The organism is Aliivibrio thorii (assembly GCF_057368585.1).
In genome coordinates, this window is the sequence record NZ_CM170655.1 from 1,057,317 (window position 1) to 1,075,422 (window position 18,106).

The 18,106-nt window shown below is 35.8% G+C and carries 13 protein-coding genes; 8 read left to right on the forward strand and 5 right to left on the reverse strand.

Features of this window, described 5'->3' with window-relative positions:
- Positions 1 to 29: 29 nt before the first annotated feature.
- Positions 30 to 3,059 (forward strand): ATP-binding protein, encoded by a 3,030-nt coding sequence (locus AC2IP4_RS18745; RefSeq protein WP_486310839.1) that lies wholly within the window; start codon positions 30 to 32, stop codon positions 3,057 to 3,059.
- A complete protein-coding gene (locus tag AC2IP4_RS18750) occupies positions 3,059 to 4,771 on the forward strand; it encodes a response regulator receiver domain (protein WP_486310840.1) in 1,713 nt (570 codons plus the stop codon). Before AC2IP4_RS18745 ends, AC2IP4_RS18750 begins: the two co-directional genes overlap by 1 nt.
- 29 nt (positions 4,772 to 4,800) lie before the next feature.
- Here the strand turns inward: AC2IP4_RS18750 and AC2IP4_RS18755 are convergent, their stop codons facing one another.
- Entirely contained in the window at positions 4,801 to 5,406 is a 606-nt protein-coding gene (locus AC2IP4_RS18755; protein ID WP_486310841.1) for a phage repressor protein CI, read from the reverse strand.
- A gap of 89 nt (positions 5,407 to 5,495) precedes the next feature.
- Here AC2IP4_RS18755 and AC2IP4_RS18760 point away from each other — a divergent pair, with 89 nt between their 5' ends.
- Together AC2IP4_RS18760 and AC2IP4_RS18765 are read left to right on the forward strand one after the other, a co-directional pair.
- Positions 5,496 to 5,708 carry a hypothetical protein gene (locus AC2IP4_RS18760; RefSeq protein ID WP_023604564.1) on the forward strand — a complete coding sequence of 71 codons (213 nt, stop codon included), beginning with the start codon at positions 5,496 to 5,498 and terminating at the stop codon, positions 5,706 to 5,708.
- Between the two features lie 121 nt (positions 5,709 to 5,829).
- Positions 5,830 to 6,174: a phage regulatory CII family protein gene (locus tag AC2IP4_RS18765; protein ID WP_375320692.1), complete on the forward strand. Its 345-nt coding sequence runs from the start codon at positions 5,830 to 5,832 to the stop codon at positions 6,172 to 6,174.
- 3 nt (positions 6,175 to 6,177) lie between these two features.
- Here AC2IP4_RS18765 and AC2IP4_RS18770 read toward each other — a convergent pair whose 3' ends face one another.
- Positions 6,178 to 6,378, reverse strand: a complete 201-nt coding sequence (locus AC2IP4_RS18770; protein ID WP_375320691.1) for a hypothetical protein — start codon at positions 6,376 to 6,378, stop codon at positions 6,178 to 6,180.
- A 342-nt stretch (positions 6,379 to 6,720) separates the two neighbouring features.
- On the opposite strand from AC2IP4_RS18770, the gene AC2IP4_RS18775 reads away from it, so the two are divergent.
- Both AC2IP4_RS18775 and AC2IP4_RS18780 read left to right on the forward strand, forming a co-directional pair.
- A complete protein-coding gene (locus tag AC2IP4_RS18775) occupies positions 6,721 to 8,028 on the forward strand; it encodes a GGDEF domain-containing protein (protein ID WP_375320690.1) in 1,308 nt (435 codons plus the stop codon).
- A gap of 78 nt (positions 8,029 to 8,106) precedes the next feature.
- Entirely contained in the window at positions 8,107 to 8,763 is a 657-nt protein-coding gene (locus AC2IP4_RS18780; protein WP_375320689.1) for an NAD(P)H-dependent oxidoreductase, read from the forward strand.
- A gap of 70 nt (positions 8,764 to 8,833) precedes the next feature.
- On the opposite strand, the gene AC2IP4_RS18785 is transcribed toward AC2IP4_RS18780, so the two are convergent.
- Both AC2IP4_RS18785 and AC2IP4_RS18790 read right to left on the reverse strand, forming a co-directional pair.
- Positions 8,834 to 12,895, reverse strand: a complete 4,062-nt coding sequence (locus tag AC2IP4_RS18785; protein WP_486310842.1) for a zinc-dependent metalloprotease — start codon at positions 12,893 to 12,895, stop codon at positions 8,834 to 8,836.
- Positions 12,896 to 12,925: 30 nt separating this feature from the next.
- Complete coding sequence (locus AC2IP4_RS18790) at positions 12,926 to 13,765, reverse strand: hypothetical protein (RefSeq protein WP_486310843.1); 840 nt, start codon at positions 13,763 to 13,765, stop codon at positions 12,926 to 12,928.
- Positions 13,766 to 14,025: 260 nt separating this feature from the next.
- Between AC2IP4_RS18790 and AC2IP4_RS18795 the strand changes: the two genes are divergently transcribed.
- On the forward strand, positions 14,026 to 14,808 hold the full coding sequence (locus AC2IP4_RS18795; protein WP_486310844.1) for a helix-turn-helix domain-containing protein: 783 nt from the start codon (positions 14,026 to 14,028) through the stop codon (positions 14,806 to 14,808).
- Positions 14,809 to 15,014: 206 nt separating this feature from the next.
- Complete coding sequence (locus tag AC2IP4_RS18800) at positions 15,015 to 15,968, forward strand: Kdo(2)-lipid IV(A) acyltransferase (RefSeq protein WP_105055891.1); 954 nt, start codon at positions 15,015 to 15,017, stop codon at positions 15,966 to 15,968.
- A 102-nt stretch (positions 15,969 to 16,070) separates the two neighbouring features.
- Here the strand turns inward: AC2IP4_RS18800 and tkt are convergent, their stop codons facing one another.
- Positions 16,071 to 18,062 (reverse strand): transketolase, encoded by a 1,992-nt coding sequence (gene tkt, locus AC2IP4_RS18805; protein WP_375320685.1) that lies wholly within the window; start codon positions 18,060 to 18,062, stop codon positions 16,071 to 16,073.
- Between the last annotated feature and the right edge of the window lie 44 nt (positions 18,063 to 18,106).

The window sequence follows — 18,106 nt, forward strand, 5'->3', positions numbered from 1 at the left end:
TATATAACTTACTGAGATAATAATTAATAATGGCTAAAATGACCGTCAGTGCTAGGGCTGTAGACATGTTAGGTCGGCAGCAAATTGCAGGTATCCCAACAGCGATTCATGAGCTGTTTAAGAATGCGCATGATGCGTATGCAAAAAATGTAGAAATTGATTATTACCAAGAACAAAAGCTCGTAACATTACGAGATGATGGGATTGGAATGACCGAGAATGATTTTATAACAAAGTGGCTTACAGTTGGTACCTCTAGCAAGTATGGAGTAAATAGAAAGTCAGAATATATCCCTGAAGGAATGTCTGAACGTCCTTTAATGGGGGAAAAAGGCATTGGCAGATTAGCAATAGCTTCTATTGGTCGCCAAGTTTTGGTTTTAAGTCGTGCAGAACGTAAAGATGGCTTGCACGATATGGTTGTTGCTTTAATTCATTGGAGCCAATTTGAACTACCTGATATTAGTTTATCAGATATAACTATACCAACGAGAACTTTTCCTGAAGGTGTTTTACCTAAAGTAAAAGACCTTGACAGTATGGTAAATGAACTGCTTGACAGCCTTAAGGGCTTAGGCAAAATTATTCCTGCGAATGTTTTTGAATTAATCAAAAACGATTTATCACGTTTCTCATTTTCACCTGAGATCTTATTTAAAAATCTTCAAAAGGAAACAGAAGCTAATTGGACGAAATTAACGTCTAAAGATGATTCAAAAATAAGTTTGCCAAAGCTAGATGGTATTGGAAAAGGCACTCATTTTATCATTATGCCGTCAGAAGAAATACTTGATCTTGATATTCAAGTTGATGAGAAAACAGGAACAACAGAGTTACAAAAAATACTTGTTGGTTTCTCTAATTCTTTATCAATTAACTCAAAATTCAATTTGAAAACTAAGTTTCGTATTCATAATAATACAAACTCCGCAGAAGAACTTATTGAAGAAGGTTTTTTTACCGCTGAAGATGCAGGTAATGGAGACCATTATGTTGAAGGTGAGTTTGATGAATATGGTCAATTCAAAGGTTTTGTAACAGTTTATAAATCAGCGCCGCAAGAGCATATTATAAATTGGAATAAAAACTATGGAGCTAAAACTCGCTGTGGGGAATTTAAAATTAAGTTTTCTTATATACAAGGCCTACCATCAGAAACTCTAGTTCCTACAGAAGTTTATACAGACATGAAATCTAAACTAGGTATGTATGGTGGATTGTATTTGTATAAAGATGGTATTAGAGTACTACCTTATGGTAAACCTGAATTTGATTTTTTAAGATTTGAAGAAGAGCGTTCAAAAAATGCTGGGACAGCTTTTTTTTCTTATCGATTAATGTTCGGTTCTATCGATATTTCACATGATGTTAATATTAATTTAAATGAGAAAGCTGGACGTGAAGGGTTAATTGAAAATATTGCTTACAATCAGTTTAAAGCAATACTTAAGAACTTTTTTTCACAATTAGCTAGTGATTTTTTCCGTAAGGATTCGGTTAATGAACGATTTTCTGAAATAAAAGATAAATTAAAAAGCGATAATGATCGAGAAAAAGCCGCATTAGCAAAAAGAAAAGAAACAATAAAAGAGAAAAAAGTCACGTTTAAAAATGAAATAGATGATTTTTTTAAAGCTTATGATAATAATGAGTTTGTTTTGTTATCAAATGAGATTATGAATCTTGTTACTACAGAATTAGAAAACATTTCTGACACTTGGACTGATAGAGATAAATATAATGCTATTAATGAGTTAAGAAAAAAAATAGAAATTGATTTAACTGAGGTCTTAAAAAAATCAAAAATAACAAAACCAAATATTGGTTTGAATGAATCTCTTACAAAAGAGTGGAGTGCTTATCTTCAAACAAAAGAAAAGTTAAATGATGATGTGCTTATTCCATTAAAGACATTTGTTGAAAGTGAAATTAGAAATTATCTTATGAATAATGACTTATCTTTTAGCTTAAGAGATCGTGTTACTGGTATTTTGAATGATGAGAAGAAAAGTCTTAATAAAAATATAATAAAATACAAGAAAGAGTTAACAGGAAATGTTGCGGAAATTGATGTTGCAATAAAAGCTAAAGCAAAAGAACGCAGTGTAGAGTTAAGTAATACACTTTCGTTAGTAATGAGTGAAATAAACTCAACTCCTATTGATACTTTGCCTGATGATGAATCTTCAATGTTAATTGAACAATGGGAGAATAGAATTGAGGATATATATACTCAAACTGATGAGTATTTTATAAAAATGCGTGATGCTATTGAGTTTATAGCAAATGATTTAAAATCAGGTGAAACAAATTCAATAGATACACTTGTTGCTTTAGAAAATGAAAATGAACAAGTTAAAAGTTCCCTTAATCAGTATTTTGAATTCGCTCAATTAGGAATGTCTTTAGGTATAATTCAACATGAATTTAGTAGTACAGCTAAAAACGTACGGAATTCAATTAAGTCGTTGAAACCATGGGCAGATAAAAACCCTAAATTAAATTCACTTTATTCTAATATAACGCATAGCTTTTCTCATTTAGATGGTTATTTGAAAATGTTTACTCCTTTAAATAGACGGCTTTATAGAAGTAAAGTTGAACTATCAGGAAAGGAAATAGATAAGTATTTAAAAGATATATTTGATGAGAGATTAAAGCGTCATAATATAAAGTGGAGTGTTAGTCATGATTTTACAGTTAGTGTGACAGAAGTCTTCCCATCAACGTTCTTACCTGTATTTATTAATGTTGTGGATAATGCGATATATTGGCTTAATTATCAATCAGATAAAGATAACCCTAATAAGGAAATATCCTTAGATGTAGGTTTTGGTGGATTAACCATTTCAAATAATGGTCCAAGTATAGCTACAGTTGATAAAGATAGAATCTTCGAATTTACTTTCTCAAGAAAAGAGAGCGGTAGAGGAATGGGGCTTTATATAAGTAAAGAAACTCTCAATAAAGAAGAGTTTGATATTCAGTTGGTTAATGGAGAAGAAAACAAAATATCTCCATGCTTTGTGATAAAGCAAATGAAGTTGGAGAATAAATAATGGCTACTTTTCAAACGCATTGCAATGATATTGTTAAGGATTATATTCAAACTGTTTTAATCATTGATGATATGACAGGAATTGGATCTAATGTTATCACTGTGGATGAAAATTTAATTGAACCTGATGCAACTGCACCGTTCAGACTTACAGAAACAGAAACAGAAACAGAAACAGAAACAGAAACAGAAACAGAAACAGAAACAGAAACAGGAGAAGTTAGAATTAGTCATGATCTAAATGCTCTAGAGTTAACCAATGCTTTTTTCAAAGAAGGAATTGTACCTGGCCTATATCAACCACAATTAGGGGATGATAATGCTGAAACATTCGCGGAAAATATTGAAGGTGTAGCTCTTGCTGCAGATTTAATTATCTTAGACTGGATGCTTAAAGATCGTGATTCTAGCTACAGTAAGGCCATTATAAAGAAAATTATTAGTATTGATAACAGTATTGGTGGAAGATTAAGAACAATTGTAATTTATACTGGTGAATCTGATTTACATAATCTAAGAGATGAGTTGTGGAATTATTTGCCTAATGAATCTTTAAATAAAGAGACTGAATTAGAAATTAACTCAGATAATTTATCTATTGTTTTTTATAATAAACCTGAAACAATACAAGCGGTAAGAGTTCTTCAAGAAAAAGATTTACCAAAGGTTGCCTTAACTAGTTTTGCAACTTTAGTTGATGGTTTAATCCCTGCGTTTGCTATGAGATCGGCATCGGAAATAAGAAAGAATATTGGAAAAATAACAGCTAAGTTTCCTAAAACACTTGATGCTGGATATCTGACTCATCGTTCATTGTTGCCATCACCAGAAGATGCTGAGCTATTTGTGTTAGATATGTTTATGACATATTTAAAAGGGTTGCTTTCAATTTCACAAGTAGATCGTAAGTGTCTAGGAATCGAATCTATCAATAAGTGGTTAATAAAAAATGAACGCATGATAGAAAAAGAATTAATTATAAATGGAAGTAAAATTAATTTTACGAAAGATAAAGCACTCGAGATCTTAAAAGATGGTTATACAAGCGATAACAAAGATATTGGGCTATATAAGGTTTTATTATCATTAGTCGATAATAGTACTCCGCAGCTAAGTATGCTATCAAAAACTAAAGTAGATAAAATTTTAAAATCATTTACTCAAGATGTTTTTAATATTTATTCAGAAGAAAATAAAGCGCTAGATTCTATTCGAAATCTGTCTGTTTTATCATTATTTCGACGTACTTCTGATGATATAACAGACAGTAAACCATATTTAACTCAGGGTTCTATTATTTATTGTCTTGGTTCTGAGGAATATTTTTTATGCGTTACACCAAAATGCGATACAGTTCGACTAACTGATTCTCATAAGTTTTCTTTTGCGCCATTAAAAAGATTAGAAAATACAGATCGTAACTATGATTTAATAATTCCTAATATGGATAATACTGGCCATATAAATTTAAAAACACAGAATAAATTTTATGAATTAAATCATATATGTTTTGAGCCAAGTATCGATGGAAGAGTTCAATGTGAAGAGGATCAACATTCTAGGTTGATATTTAAAAATACAGAAACCCCAGCAAAGAAATATCAATGGATTGGAGACCTTGGTGAGTTACAAGCACAAAGTCGAGTTATTGGTATTGTTGGTGATTTAAGCCGTAATGGAGTCGATGAAATGGAGTGGTTACGCCAACAATAAATAAAAGGGGAGGCTCTGAAGCCTCCTTTTTATTCCTTCCCCATCACCATAGCCACACGGCCAACTACCTTAATATCATCTTCTGATACATTAATAGTAGAGCCATTAAAACTGATCGCTAATTTCTTACCCGGTAGGCGCTGTAGTTCGTTGATCGAGAACGAACCATCCATATCAATTAAATACTTTCCAGATGTTGCATGTATAGATTCTTTATCAATAAGCAGTCTTTGAGAGTCTTCTTTTACTAAAATTAGATTTTCAGTCTCTAATTCATCACAGATGCTCTTATCTAAAACAAACGAGTTTGTTTCTTCCAAGACTCCTGAACGCAATCTAAAGCTATCAATCGATGTTGCATTTGCAACTTTAGATTCTTCACTTTCAGGAAAAGCCTCGCCAATACCTAATGCAAGCCACTTCATTGACACACCAGTTTCCAAATGAATGCGAATTAGCACTTCAAAAGGAGTCATGTTGCGTGTATTCCATGTCGAGATTGTAGATCTTGGTACGCCGATGACGTCAGCAAGAGCTAATAAATCTCTACTTTTCGTCACGTTTTTTAAGTTTTCTACGACATCTCGACCATTTAAATAGTCTGGAGCTTCAATTTTAGCTTGCATAAGTTGCATTCTCGATCTAAAGTTGCATTATCAACTCGGGCGGAGTTGTACGGTTGCAAACAAAGTTAAACAATTCGATAACCATAAAGGATACCACCATGTTGTCATTTCAAATAGTTATTCCTGCACCATTTATGACTTTGGACGAATATTCTCGTCACTCAGGTATGCCGAAACGCACTCTTAAAGATTGGGCTGCGCAAGGTAAATTGATCCTTAAAAAGAAAGCCTTACCTAAAGAAACCCCATTAGTAAACGTAATTGCAATGCAAGAGCTTGCTACTCGTGAAGCTCTTAGCTACTTGGGTTAACGCGATGGCTAACCAATCAAACCAAAACGAACCGACAACATTGGAAATCATCGTTGCAATTGTAGTTCTGGTTTCCCTTGGTTTTGTCATTTGAGTATCGGACAGATAGAGGAATAGCTCAATGTGCGATTTACGTGAGCCTAAACAAAATGCTTTTGACAATGCATGTTACGCATTTGCAGATTCAGAAAACATGGAACAAGTAGCAAAGCAGTGTGGAATAAACCCAACAATGCTACGCAACAAGTTAAACCCTGAACAACCGCATAAGTTAACAGTAGGGGATTTAACCGCGATTACGGAAGCAAGCGGCAATTACTGCATCATTAATAGTACTCATGCCGATGACTTATCTCGTCTTGCATTAGGCTGCGGTGGTGAAATTCGAATAAACGGTAATATTTATTTTAGAGGCATAAGACAAATTTTAGGGCTGCATTTTTGCGGCCCTTTTTTTATAGGCTAGGGATTAGTTATTATAATACCTTTCACCATCTATAACCCAACTTGCAATGACATTCATGTCTTTTATTTCAATTTTAATTTCTGTCATGTTTCTAGCACCCTTGTCCGTTAATTCAGAGTAAAGTGCCTCAGCCTCTCTTTCTGCTGTAGCTTGGCCGGTTGAGCCTAATTCTTCAGGAACGCTGTACACAAATTCAGGTTTCATAATAATCCTTCTCCTTTTTTAGTTAGTGAATAAAACCCTAGCATATATTTTTTAATAGAAAATCTATTAACTTCACAGAAAAATCACTAATATCATTCCGAATGTAAAAATAATCATTTTTGTAAATTGCAAGTAATAATGGTTTGTTTTTTAAAAGCTAAGTATTGGTTTGCTGAATTAATGACTGATGGGATGTTGTTGATGTATATAGACAATTGATGATTTTGTTATCTAATTTCGTTTTTGGTCTCAAAATCGAGAGGCTATCTCTTTTTATGAGATTCGACGTTGATATGATAACTTCTTACTATATATTTGATTCTTTTTTGTGATGGAAAACAAATGCTAAGTAGACAAAAAAAGGAAATAACGAAAGGTATCTCTATTTTTTTAAAGATACTGTGTGTGATTATTTCCTTATTTTCAATATCTTATTTTTTCTTTAATGTCATATCTTTAAATCGGTTAGAGCGGAGTGTTGTTGAGGATTATAAAGATATCTATTCCATAACTCGCCGTTTTTCTTCTTATTATAATAATACTGATTCAACATTTTTAGAAAAGGGAAATTATGACCGAAATAACGTTAGTATTATTGTTAATCGTGATAGCCAAGTTAAGGTATTGTCTCCAGGGATCAGAAAGTTAAGAGTCGAGTTGGAGAAGTTAGTTGGTAATAATGTGTGGACTGTTGCTGTTTTCCAAAGTCCTTCTAACTACATGCACTTTGACCCTCTTAGAAAACAATATGAAATGTTTTTTAAAGGGCTTAATCATGAAAATGTGATAGAAGATATTGTTGATAAGAAAAGTCTTAATGCAACATATCAATCTTTTTATGGGTGTAATTTAAAGTTAACTGAAAAGTACATTGAACAACAAACTAATCAAGAAGTACGCTCGATTTATTATTCTATATATAATAATAAACATTTAGATTCACTGTTAGTAATTGATCTTAAAGCGTCTTTGTTTTCAGATATGGTGACTCAATTTAATGATAAATATAACACGGTTATTAATAGTCATGACGTAGGAAGTCGCTATAAAAAATCATTATTTTTACCTTGTTCAGAAGAAGAAAAAATCACGTTAGGGATCAAGTTGGTTGATATCGTTAAAGTAGTATTATTCCCATCTTTATTATTTTCTTTCACACTTTATTTTTTAATATTGAACTTTAATCGCCGTAAATACTTGCTACAGTTTGATCGTATGACTGGCTTTTATCGTCGTGATTATTATGAAAAACGATTACAAAAAATGAAATCTCATTCATTGCTCTTAATTGATATTGATCATTTCAAGCGTATCAATGATACCTATGGTCACAAGAAAGGGGATGATGTGATTCAAGAAGTCGCTGACCGAATTTTAAATAATATCCAAGTTAAAGATATCGCGATCCGTTGGGGTGGCGAAGAATTTATTATTGTGTTTGATTCTTTGTCTCAAAAAGGATTAGAAAAAAAAGCTGAGAACATTCGATGTGCTATTGAAAAGGAAAAGATAAAAGGGATTCCCGTAACTATTTCTTTGGGGGGAGTTATTGCTAATGATGTTTCGTTTACAGATGCTTATAAGCGTGCTGATGCTGCGTTGTATGTATCTAAAGAAAGTGGACGTAATAAGGTCACGATTGATGAGTAAATTGACTCGTTAGCGTTGGTGTGTACACTCGTATTACTAAAATTTTAACTGAATTGAACTGATAATAGGTGAATGATTATGAAACATGAGATTATCAATGATTTAGAAAGTCGTTATACCGCGAAGAAATACGATCCAAGTAAAAAAATATCTCAAGATGATCTTGCTGTGTTATTAGAAGCATTACGCCTATCTGCCTCATCAATTAACTCTCAACCATGGAAGTTTGTTGTTATCGAGTCTGAGGAAGCAAAACAACGGATGCATGATTCTTTTGCTAACATGCATCAGTTTAATCAGCACCATATTAAAGCGTGCTCTCATGTGATCTTGTTTGCTAATAAGTTGACATATTCACGTAATGATTACGAACTGGTATTGAATAAAGCGGTGCAAGATAATCGAATCACTGAAGAGCAAAAAGAAGCGGCATTTGGTTCATTTAAATTTGTTGAATTAAATTGTGATGAGAATGGTCAACATAAAGCATGGACTAAACCTCAAGTGTACTTAGCGTTAGGCAATGCTCTACATACGTTAGCTCGATTAAACATCGATTCAACAACAATGGAAGGGGTGGATTCTGAATTATTGAATGAGATTTTTTCTGACGAACTCGCTGGGTATGAGTGCCATGTTGCTTTAGCGATTGGTTATCATCATGCAAGTGAAGATTATAATGCATCCTTACCTAAGTCTCGTAAAGCGTTTAAAGATGTGATTACGGTTCTTTAGATTCTTATTGTTTTGGAATATAAAAAGCCAGCGTGATAGCTGGCTTTTTAGAGATGTTATAATAACTAAATTAATATACGTTTTTGACTGGTAGTTTACGAAGGGTTTCGTAATGTTGTCCGACCATATTTGTATAGTCACCTGATAAGTAAGAGGTAACCATGCTGTGTGTTAGCGTCCAAGCAAACCTCTCAGTATCACTGGCTATAGTGTAACCATTATATAAAGCAAAACTTGCGGTTAGTAATTGAGGGTCTAGACCTGCATTCACATAAGCTAATGTATAGTCAATAATAACGGTTACGCTGTTTTTCGTGTGAGATTTTCCACCATTGTAAGTAATCATATCAGTCTCAGCGTCATAAACGACACCGTCTTGAGCTAGTACGCCATCAACGACTTTTTCAAATGTTAAATCGGCTTCACCTGAGGCAATTTGTGCTTTATATGAATTTACAATAAGCTCAATAAATGGGGCATCTAAAGCAAGTATTGGAGTATGGAAATTTGATTGAAATCCAGCAACGGGCTCCCATGCTGATAGAATGGAATCTAGTGTTTCAGCTGATGTTTGGTCTAGTGCGACTTTTGCATTGTAACCTTCGCTCGTAAATAGTTTAGAAGCAATACGGTTTGCTAGAACATTATCTTTAGTAATTTTATAGCTAATACCTTCTAAAGAAACGGTAATAGCATCATCGTTTAATAAGCCATAGTGGTCCAATTGTTTTGTTAAACTATTCCTTTGTTTCTTAGCCGTTTCAGCAAAGGTAAAGTCTCTTGTTGTCATCATGTCTGTACCCATAGATAAGATCATGGTTGACATGTCTGTACGTGCGTAATTACTTAAGTTATAAAAATTTAAAATTCCTTGAGGTAGTGGAGGCAATGATTCAACCAATTGTGTGACATGTAAGTTCACATCAATTGTTGGCTCATAAACTGCGCCAGTATTGTCAACAAATGCCACTGCATTAACCAATGGTTCTTTGGCAATTAAATGTGCCATGATTGCATCGTATTCAGCTTTTACCCCAGGTAAATCTAGCAATGACGCATAAGCTGCTTCATCGGTATGACGTGAAGAATAGCGACGAGCTAATTGATCGCTTGCTAGCCCTTTGTCTGGCCACATGCCGAGTACTGAAACTGCATTTGAATATGGATTTGCTGGGTCAAATGAACTCACTGAGTTTAAAAACTTAGAGTTAATTGATTTTGCATGAATAGCAGTAGCGCCATGTAAGCTTTCAATGATTGGTTTTGCTACTTCATCAAAACAGTTTGCACGAGTAATATCATAGTCACTTGGTATCTTATAGCTTTGGGCACTCAATGTTTCTCCAAGAGAGATACTACGCATAACACCTAAGCGGTCTGTAATTATACATTGTGACTCTGGTGTTCTTAAAATATCTAAAAAGAACTCAGAAGCCTTAGTTGCACCATAAGCGTAGTCACATAGCCATGAATTTCCTGCAGTAAGTTCTTTATCTGATGAGTAAGTACAGGTGCTTGGATTAGCGGCAACTCGTTGTAAAAATTCTGTCGGTTTATCTGAAGGTGATGCATCACCATAGTCATGGAATAAGGTATCAATGCGTTCATTATCTTCAATCATATCTCGAACCGTATTCATTTCACGGAATCGGCGGATAATGTATGACGGGTAATCTGAATTGAACATTCCATCTCGGTACAATCCAGCATTTCTTGAATCATAGCTATCAAGGTATCGTTGCCATTGATACGTAGCGATTTCTTGAAGGTTAGTTCCTTCATCAAAACGGTTACAATCACTGTTTAAGGAAACATTACCATCTGTACAGAATGCATAGGCTTTACGTGTGAAGCCAAGTATGTCATCAAGGTAGTAAAGCACCCCGTGCTCTGCTTGAGGATTGCCATTTAATGCTGCAGTATCTAGACGAGAGAAATCACACGTATAATTTGATTGGCCCGTTGGTTGACCTGAATTATTAAGAATGGCAGATTGTTCAGTACAAACCATTAAAGAATTATTGTCAGCTGTTGTACCGTATCTATGATAAAAAGAATTAGAGTATGCAGCTTCGCCTCCATCTGCTGAGCGTTGCTCATGAGTCATTGGTGAGGCTTCAACAAGGTCTAGTTTACGACCATAAGCAAATTTAAACGCAGCTAAGTCGTATAATCCCCATGTAGGGATTTCATCTAGCATACTTGGTGCATAATCCATGGTTGAACTGTATGCCGGCACATTACTCAACCCAAGAAGTTTAGATTGTTCTTTTGATAAGTAGTTATCAATGTCATTAGATCCTTTGAAGTTATGACGTAAGCCTACATTATGACCAATTTCGTGGACGAGTGTATTTGCATATGTTGTTACCGTAATAGCATCCGCTGCGATTGTTTTTAGATTTTTAGGTAAATCTGACCACGCTTTTAATTTTTTCGTTACAATGCCCGATTCACTATCAGTAACGGTAGTAAAGTAACCTTCATCAGTTAAAGGTAGGTTATCAATAACAGCTTTACTTGAAGAAGATACCCAAGAGGCTTCAATAGGATAAACATTATTTTCGCTCCAAAATGCAATGCGATCTTCTTCAGCTTGAACAATTTTTTCTAGGTCCATGTCATCATGCATTTGCCCAAGTTTTGTTGGGGATAATTTGTTTTTAATGCTTTGTTGAGCTAAAAGTTGAATGACGTTTTGCTCATCTAAAGAGGTTGTAACATGGTTATGACCGGCATGGTTTATTTCTAAGTTTGATGCAACTTGTTTATTTTTTTGTAATGCGATACGAGAAGCAACAGTAGGTGTTTCATCAACAGAGGTAAGTCCATTTAACTCGAGTTGCCCGCGGTTGTATAAACGGGCCATGTTATCCCAATAATAAGGTACGCCAGTTCTAGCAACCCCTGAATATTGATTTACGTGAGCTTTGATTATCTCTCCTGTAATAGGGTTAGCAATAGATGGACCATAGCCTAATAAACCATTATCTAGTGGCTCATCAACGAGGTTAATCACGTTATAACGTAAATCACCCGCGTGAATGCCCATACCTTCAGTTTTGTTTACAATTTCAAGCATAGGTTTATTTGAATTTGACTCAAGTAAGCGTAGAGTTTCATTCATTTTATTAATGGTCTTAATTGTTGAATCTAAAAAGATTTTATTTTTTTCTTCAAAGAAGTTATCCGACAAATAATACTTGATTGTGCCTTTGTTTGGATTAAAACGATTTAAGTAAGTAACAGAATCATATTTGTTAGTTGTAGGGTCTTTTTTCTTTGTTGTTGTTGTAAAAAATCCAATGTCATTTTCATCATTAACAGGGTATAGCACTGGTTGATAGTCACTTGATGCTAAATGACTTTCATGAACTAGAGAGTAATAGAAGCGAGATTTGAATGAGCCTTTTGCCATCTCTTCTTCCATTGCCGACCAATCCATATAGCGAGATAGCTTGTCAAAATTGATCTTAAATGTTTGTTCAAGTTCGAAGTTTAATACACCTTTCTTTGGATCAAACTCCCACGAGATCACTTCTGGTGAGCCTTGAGGTGTTAAGCCATCTTTGGTTCCATATAACTCATCCCAGTTTAAGTCACTAACAAGTGTTGATTCAGGATCCGGCGTAAAATGGGTATTGTTTCTAAAGGTGGTATTGCCAAGGTTTGGATCTGAATCAGTTTCTTCAACATTAGTACAATCTCCATAGCTGTCTTCACGACATTGATATTTTGCGTAGCTTCCAGGGATGGTCATGACATGAGGAAAGTTAACTTGGTCATCTGAACCGATGTTATTTTGGTCTTGTGGCAAACAGAATCCATTTTTATCTTTTGGTAGGGTAAGGTCCGGATTGTTATTATCGTAACCACGAACTTCTAACCCTTCATCTGAAAAACAAAGTTCAACGTATCTTCCCATGCCTTGTAAGAAGGGGAACTGTGTTACGGCAAAGCGAGGTGCTGCACCTGTAGTTGGCGCATAGAACCAGCGACCTTCTACGCGGAGATCTTGCACCTGAACTTGGGTTAAGTCTTTATCAAGTGTATCGTATTCCTGTTCTTCTGGAGCGCAACCTGTAAGGGCAACTGCGATTGCTGCTGTTAGGGAAAGTTTTCTATAATTCATACGTTAACATCCTGTTTTTATTGTACTTCCTTAAAATGAATAGGTCATTCCAAGTGAGTAAGTTGCTTTGGCTTCATCAAAAATGTCAAAGCTACCTAGAGTGCCTTGCGCTGCATCCGTGTATACGCCTGAAGAAGCAAAGGTTAAAGAAATTGATAAGTCTTCGAGTACTTTATAGCCAGCCCCAAAACTGCCACCATAGCTGTACCCGTCAGCCCATCGACCGTTGTAATTGATTGAGGTCCCGCCCAGGGCTGATGCAAAGAAAAAAGCATCATCATAAGAATAATTTGCAGAGAGAAGCAGTGATAATCCCCAAGAGATATTCACGGTTCCAGTAGGAGAGGTTGTATATTGGTGAAAGTTTTTACGTACCCTAGGCGCGACAGTCATATTAATATCCAAAAGCTTAAATGAGATTGGGGTTTGAACTCTAAAAGCAGTATTTAAATGGCTGTCTTGTGAAAATTCAGAAGTAGGGATTGAGAATTGACCGCTCATTCCTATTTTTCCAGACTCTCCAAAAGTGAATAATGACGAACGTGATAATCCTATAACTGTGTCTGTTGAGTAATATGCTTCTGCATACTGTAAAGTACGGTAGCCTCCAGAATTGGCATATAGGGAGTAATTATCCCAAAAGCTTAAATAAAGTGAACCATGGAATGAAACCGCTCTGTTTGAACGATAATCCGACTCTTGGAAAAAGTTACTGTCGTAACCTAGGGATAAGGACCCGCCCCATGATATGCTTTCTTGTTTGATGTCATTAGATTCACTTGCTTCATCAGCGAATGCTGGGTGTACTAGTGCTAAAGTGCAGGCAATAAAGCTAGACAGCACTGACACATTTATTTTTCTTGTCTGCATGCGTGACTTCCATGTATTAATAATGCTCATCTATGAGCAGAAACTGACATTGTTATTTTAATTATGGTCTCGTCATAATATTGACGATGTAACATATTTGTAACCTTTGATGCGGTGAATACGCAACAGGTTATACATTTATTGATAGTAAGGTTTTATTTTTTGAGTTTCATAACACCAAATAATGAAACTAAGCTAGTAATTATGAATAATATACAGTAACGTTATTTTAATCGCTTAATAACAGCAAGGAAGTAGTTATGGGGTTTTGTGCAAGTCTATTATTAAATGCTTTAAGAGTTAAACTTAAGGAAAACAATCTAACTTATAATGAATTGTCATTAAGAGTTAATGTTCCTATATCGACATTAAAACGTCATTTTCATAGTAATTCTATAGGCATAGATAAACTAATGGAATATGCGACGGTATTGAATACCAATATAGAGGAACTCTCTCAAATTGCACGTGATATTCATAATAAAGAAGAAGGGACAAGAACCGAAGTCTTAGATGAGGTGTTTTTTAACCACCCTTATCTTTATGATTTCTTTTATGAAGTTCATGTGAAGGGGAGCTCGGTTGAAGAGGTTGCTAAAGAATCTGATTTATCTGAGCAAAGTATTTACATTTATTTAAGATCTCTTGAAATACTTGGTTTGTTGGAGCTACGTTCAGATGGTGTTCCTTGTTTTTTAACACCTCCATATTATACGTTTTTTGAAGGTTCAAAATTAGATGAACTCTTTACTGAAAAATTAAGATTAGAAGTATTATCTCAGAATTATAGACCTGAAGTTGGAATGTCTCGTGTTTGTTTAACTCAAGAGCAAATAGACCAAATATCAGAAATGGTCTATGAAAAAATACAACATTTTCATTTTCAAAATAAAGAATCTAAAGAAAGTGAATTAATTAGAAAGAATATATTACTAAGTGTAACAGATGGTAATTATATACATCTTTCTAATGGATTGGTTAATATAGAGTCAACGTTATTAAAAGAAATTTATGAAACTGTAAATAATGATGATGTTAAATAATTAATATTATATATTTGGTCATTATTCGAGTGAAGTCATACTTTCCACAAGATAGGTAATATGCTTACCTATCTTTTCAATATAAGTTTTCATATTAAATTATTCAAATTAGATAAACTTAAATTGAGCTATCTATGATTTTCTACTAAAATTACACTTTTGTAGCATTACTATGACTATTGTCTTAGTTTTAATAAGGTTAAAAAATGAAAACAGTTCCAAGTCCTAAATTTTCATGGGCGCTGTTGTCTCCAAAATATTGGTTAGTGTGGCTATCCTTTTCTCTTCTTGCCTTTTTAGTTAACGCACTTCCTTTTTTTATGCTTAAAGCTCTAGGTGGTGGTATTGGTCGTTTGTCTCAACACTTTTTAAAGAAGCGTGCAGATATAGCTAGAAAGAATTTAATGTTATGTTTTCCTCTGTATTCATCCGTCGAAATAGAAAAGTTGGTTCTTGAGAATTTTAAAAATACTGGCTTGGCAGTGATTGAAACGGGAATGGCCTGGTTCTGGCCTGATTGGCGAGTTAAGCGTCATATCTCTATTATTGGTAAGGATAAGATCTTAGAGCAAGAAAAAGAGGGACGAGGTGTGCTTGTTGTTTGTTGTCATTTTTTAAATTTAGAAATGACAGCTCGTATTTTTAGTCTTTTTGCTCCTGGCTATGGTGTGTATCGTGCGAACAGTAATCCTGTTTATGAGTTTATTCAGCACCGAGGACGCACGCGTAAAGGCCATCAAATGATTGATCGTCATGATGTAAAAAGCATGATTAAAGTGCTTAAGTCTGGTAATCGTTTGTGGTACTTGCCTGATCATGATTATGGGAGACGTAACTCTGTTTTTGTTCCATTCTTTGCGGTTCAAGAAGCAGCAACAACAACAGGCTCAAGCTTTTTAATTGATATGACGAAATGTGCAGTGATGTCTGGAACGAGTATCAGAGAAGCTGGGCATTATACGTTAGAAGTGGGTGATGATTTAAGTGCAGAGATCCCACGTAGAGATGCAATTACAGCTGCGACGGTTCTTAATCAGGAAATCGAACGCTTAATAAAGAAAAAACCGTCTCAATGGATGTGGTTACATAAACGTTTTAAAACGTTGCCAGAAAACTCTACAGAACCAGATAGATATAAAACCAAAGTATTAGCAAACTAAATTATCTATCGACATTAAAAAGCCCCATATCTATGTAAGATAATGGGGCTTTTTTTGAAGGAGCCAATCGTTAAATACGAGTAGCTCCTTTTTATTTAGTGATTAAGCTAACAATTCTTTTGCTGTTTTCACTGCATTTTCAGTAGTGAAACCAAACATTTTGAATAGTTCTTCAGCCGGTGCTGATTCGCCAAACGTTGTCATACCGATGATCTTGCCGTTTAAACCAACGTACTTGAACCAGAAGTCAGCAATACCCGCTTCAATAGCAACACGTTTTGTTACTGCTGATGGAAGTACTGATTCACGGTAAGCTTCATCTTGCTTATCAAATGCATCAGTTGCAGGCATTGATACAACACGTACCGCTTTGCCTTCAGCAGTTAGTTGAGCCGCCGCTTCAACCGCAAGCTGAACTTCAGAGCCTGTTGCGATAAAGATTAGCTCAGGTTGGCCTTCACAATCTTTAAGAATGTAGCCACCTTTAGCAATGTTAGCTACTTGCTCTGCATCACGATCTTGTTGTGCAAGATTTTGACGAGAGAAGATAAGTGCTGATGGACCATCGCGACGCTCAATTGCTAGCTTCCAAGCCACTGCAGATTCAACTTGGTCACATGGACGCCATGTGCTCATGTTTGGTGTTAGACGAAGAGAAGCGATTTGCTCAACTGGTTGGTGAGTTGGACCATCTTCACCAAGGCCGATAGAATCATGCGTGTAAACTTGGATGTTTTGCACTTTCATCAGTGCTGCCATGCGCATTGCGTTACGAGCGTACTCCATGAACATTAGGAAAGTCGCGCCGTATGGTACGAAACCACCGTGTAGTGCGATACCGTTCATGATAGCTGTCATACCGAATTCACGAACACCGTAGTGAATGTAGTTACCAGAGAAGTTTGTTGCTTCAAGCGATTTAGAACCAGACCACATAGTTAGATTAGAAGGTGCAAGGTCAGCAGAGCCGCCCATAAATTCAGGTAGCATAGCACCAAATGCTTCTAGTGCGTTTTGAGAAGCTTTACGTGAAGCGATGTTTGCAGGGTTAGCTTGAAGATCAGCAATGATTGCCGATGCTTTTTCTTTCCACTCTTTTGGTAAATCACCGTTTACGCGGCGAGTAAACTCGGCTGCAAGCTCTGGGTATGCTGCTTCATAAGCTGCAAATTTCTCGTTCCACGACGCTTCCTTAGCTGCGCCTGCTTCTTTCGCGTCCCATTCTGCGTAAACTTCTTGCGGAATTTCAAATGCGTCGTGCTCCCAACCTAATTGTGCTTTCGCTGCTTTAATTTCTTCAGCGCCTAGTGGAGCACCGTGACAGTCGTGTGTACCTTGTTTGTTTGGAGAACCAAAACCGATGATAGTTTTAGTACAGATCAGAGTAGGGCGAGGATCTGCTTTAGCTGCGATGATAGCGGCATTGATTGCGTCAGCATCGTGACCATCGACAGCAGAAATTACGTGCCAACCGTACGCTTCAAAACGTTTAGGTGTATCGTCAGAGAACCAACCTTCAACTTCACCATCGATAGAGATACCGTTGTCATCCCAGAAAGCAACTAACTTACCAAGACCTAAAGTACCCGCTAAAGAACACGCTTCGTGAGAGATACCTTCCATCAGACAGCCATCACCCATAAATGCATAAGTGAAGTGGTCAACGATGTCGTGGCCTTCTTTATTGAATTGTGCTGCTAATGCTTTTTCAGCCATCGCCATACCAACTGCATTCGTGATGCCTTGGCCTAGAGGACCTGTTGTTGTTTCGATACCCGGTGCATAACCGTACTCAGGGTGACCTGGAGTTTTAGAATGCAGTTGACGGAAGTTTTTAAGCTCTTCAATTGGTAACTCATAACCTGCTAGGTGAAGCAGAGAATAAATCAACATAGAGCCGTGGCCGTTAGAAAGAATAAAACGGTCGCGATCAGCCCACTCAGGATTTGCAGGGTTATGGTTTAGGTGTGAACGCCAAAGAACTTCAGCGATGTCAGCCATGCCCATAGGTGCGCCAGGGTGGCCAGAGTTTGCTTGTTGTACGCCGTCCATGCTTAGAGCACGGATAGCATTAGCTAAATGTTTACGATTCATAATGATTAACTCGAATATTTGAATAAAAGAAGGGCCGATGAATA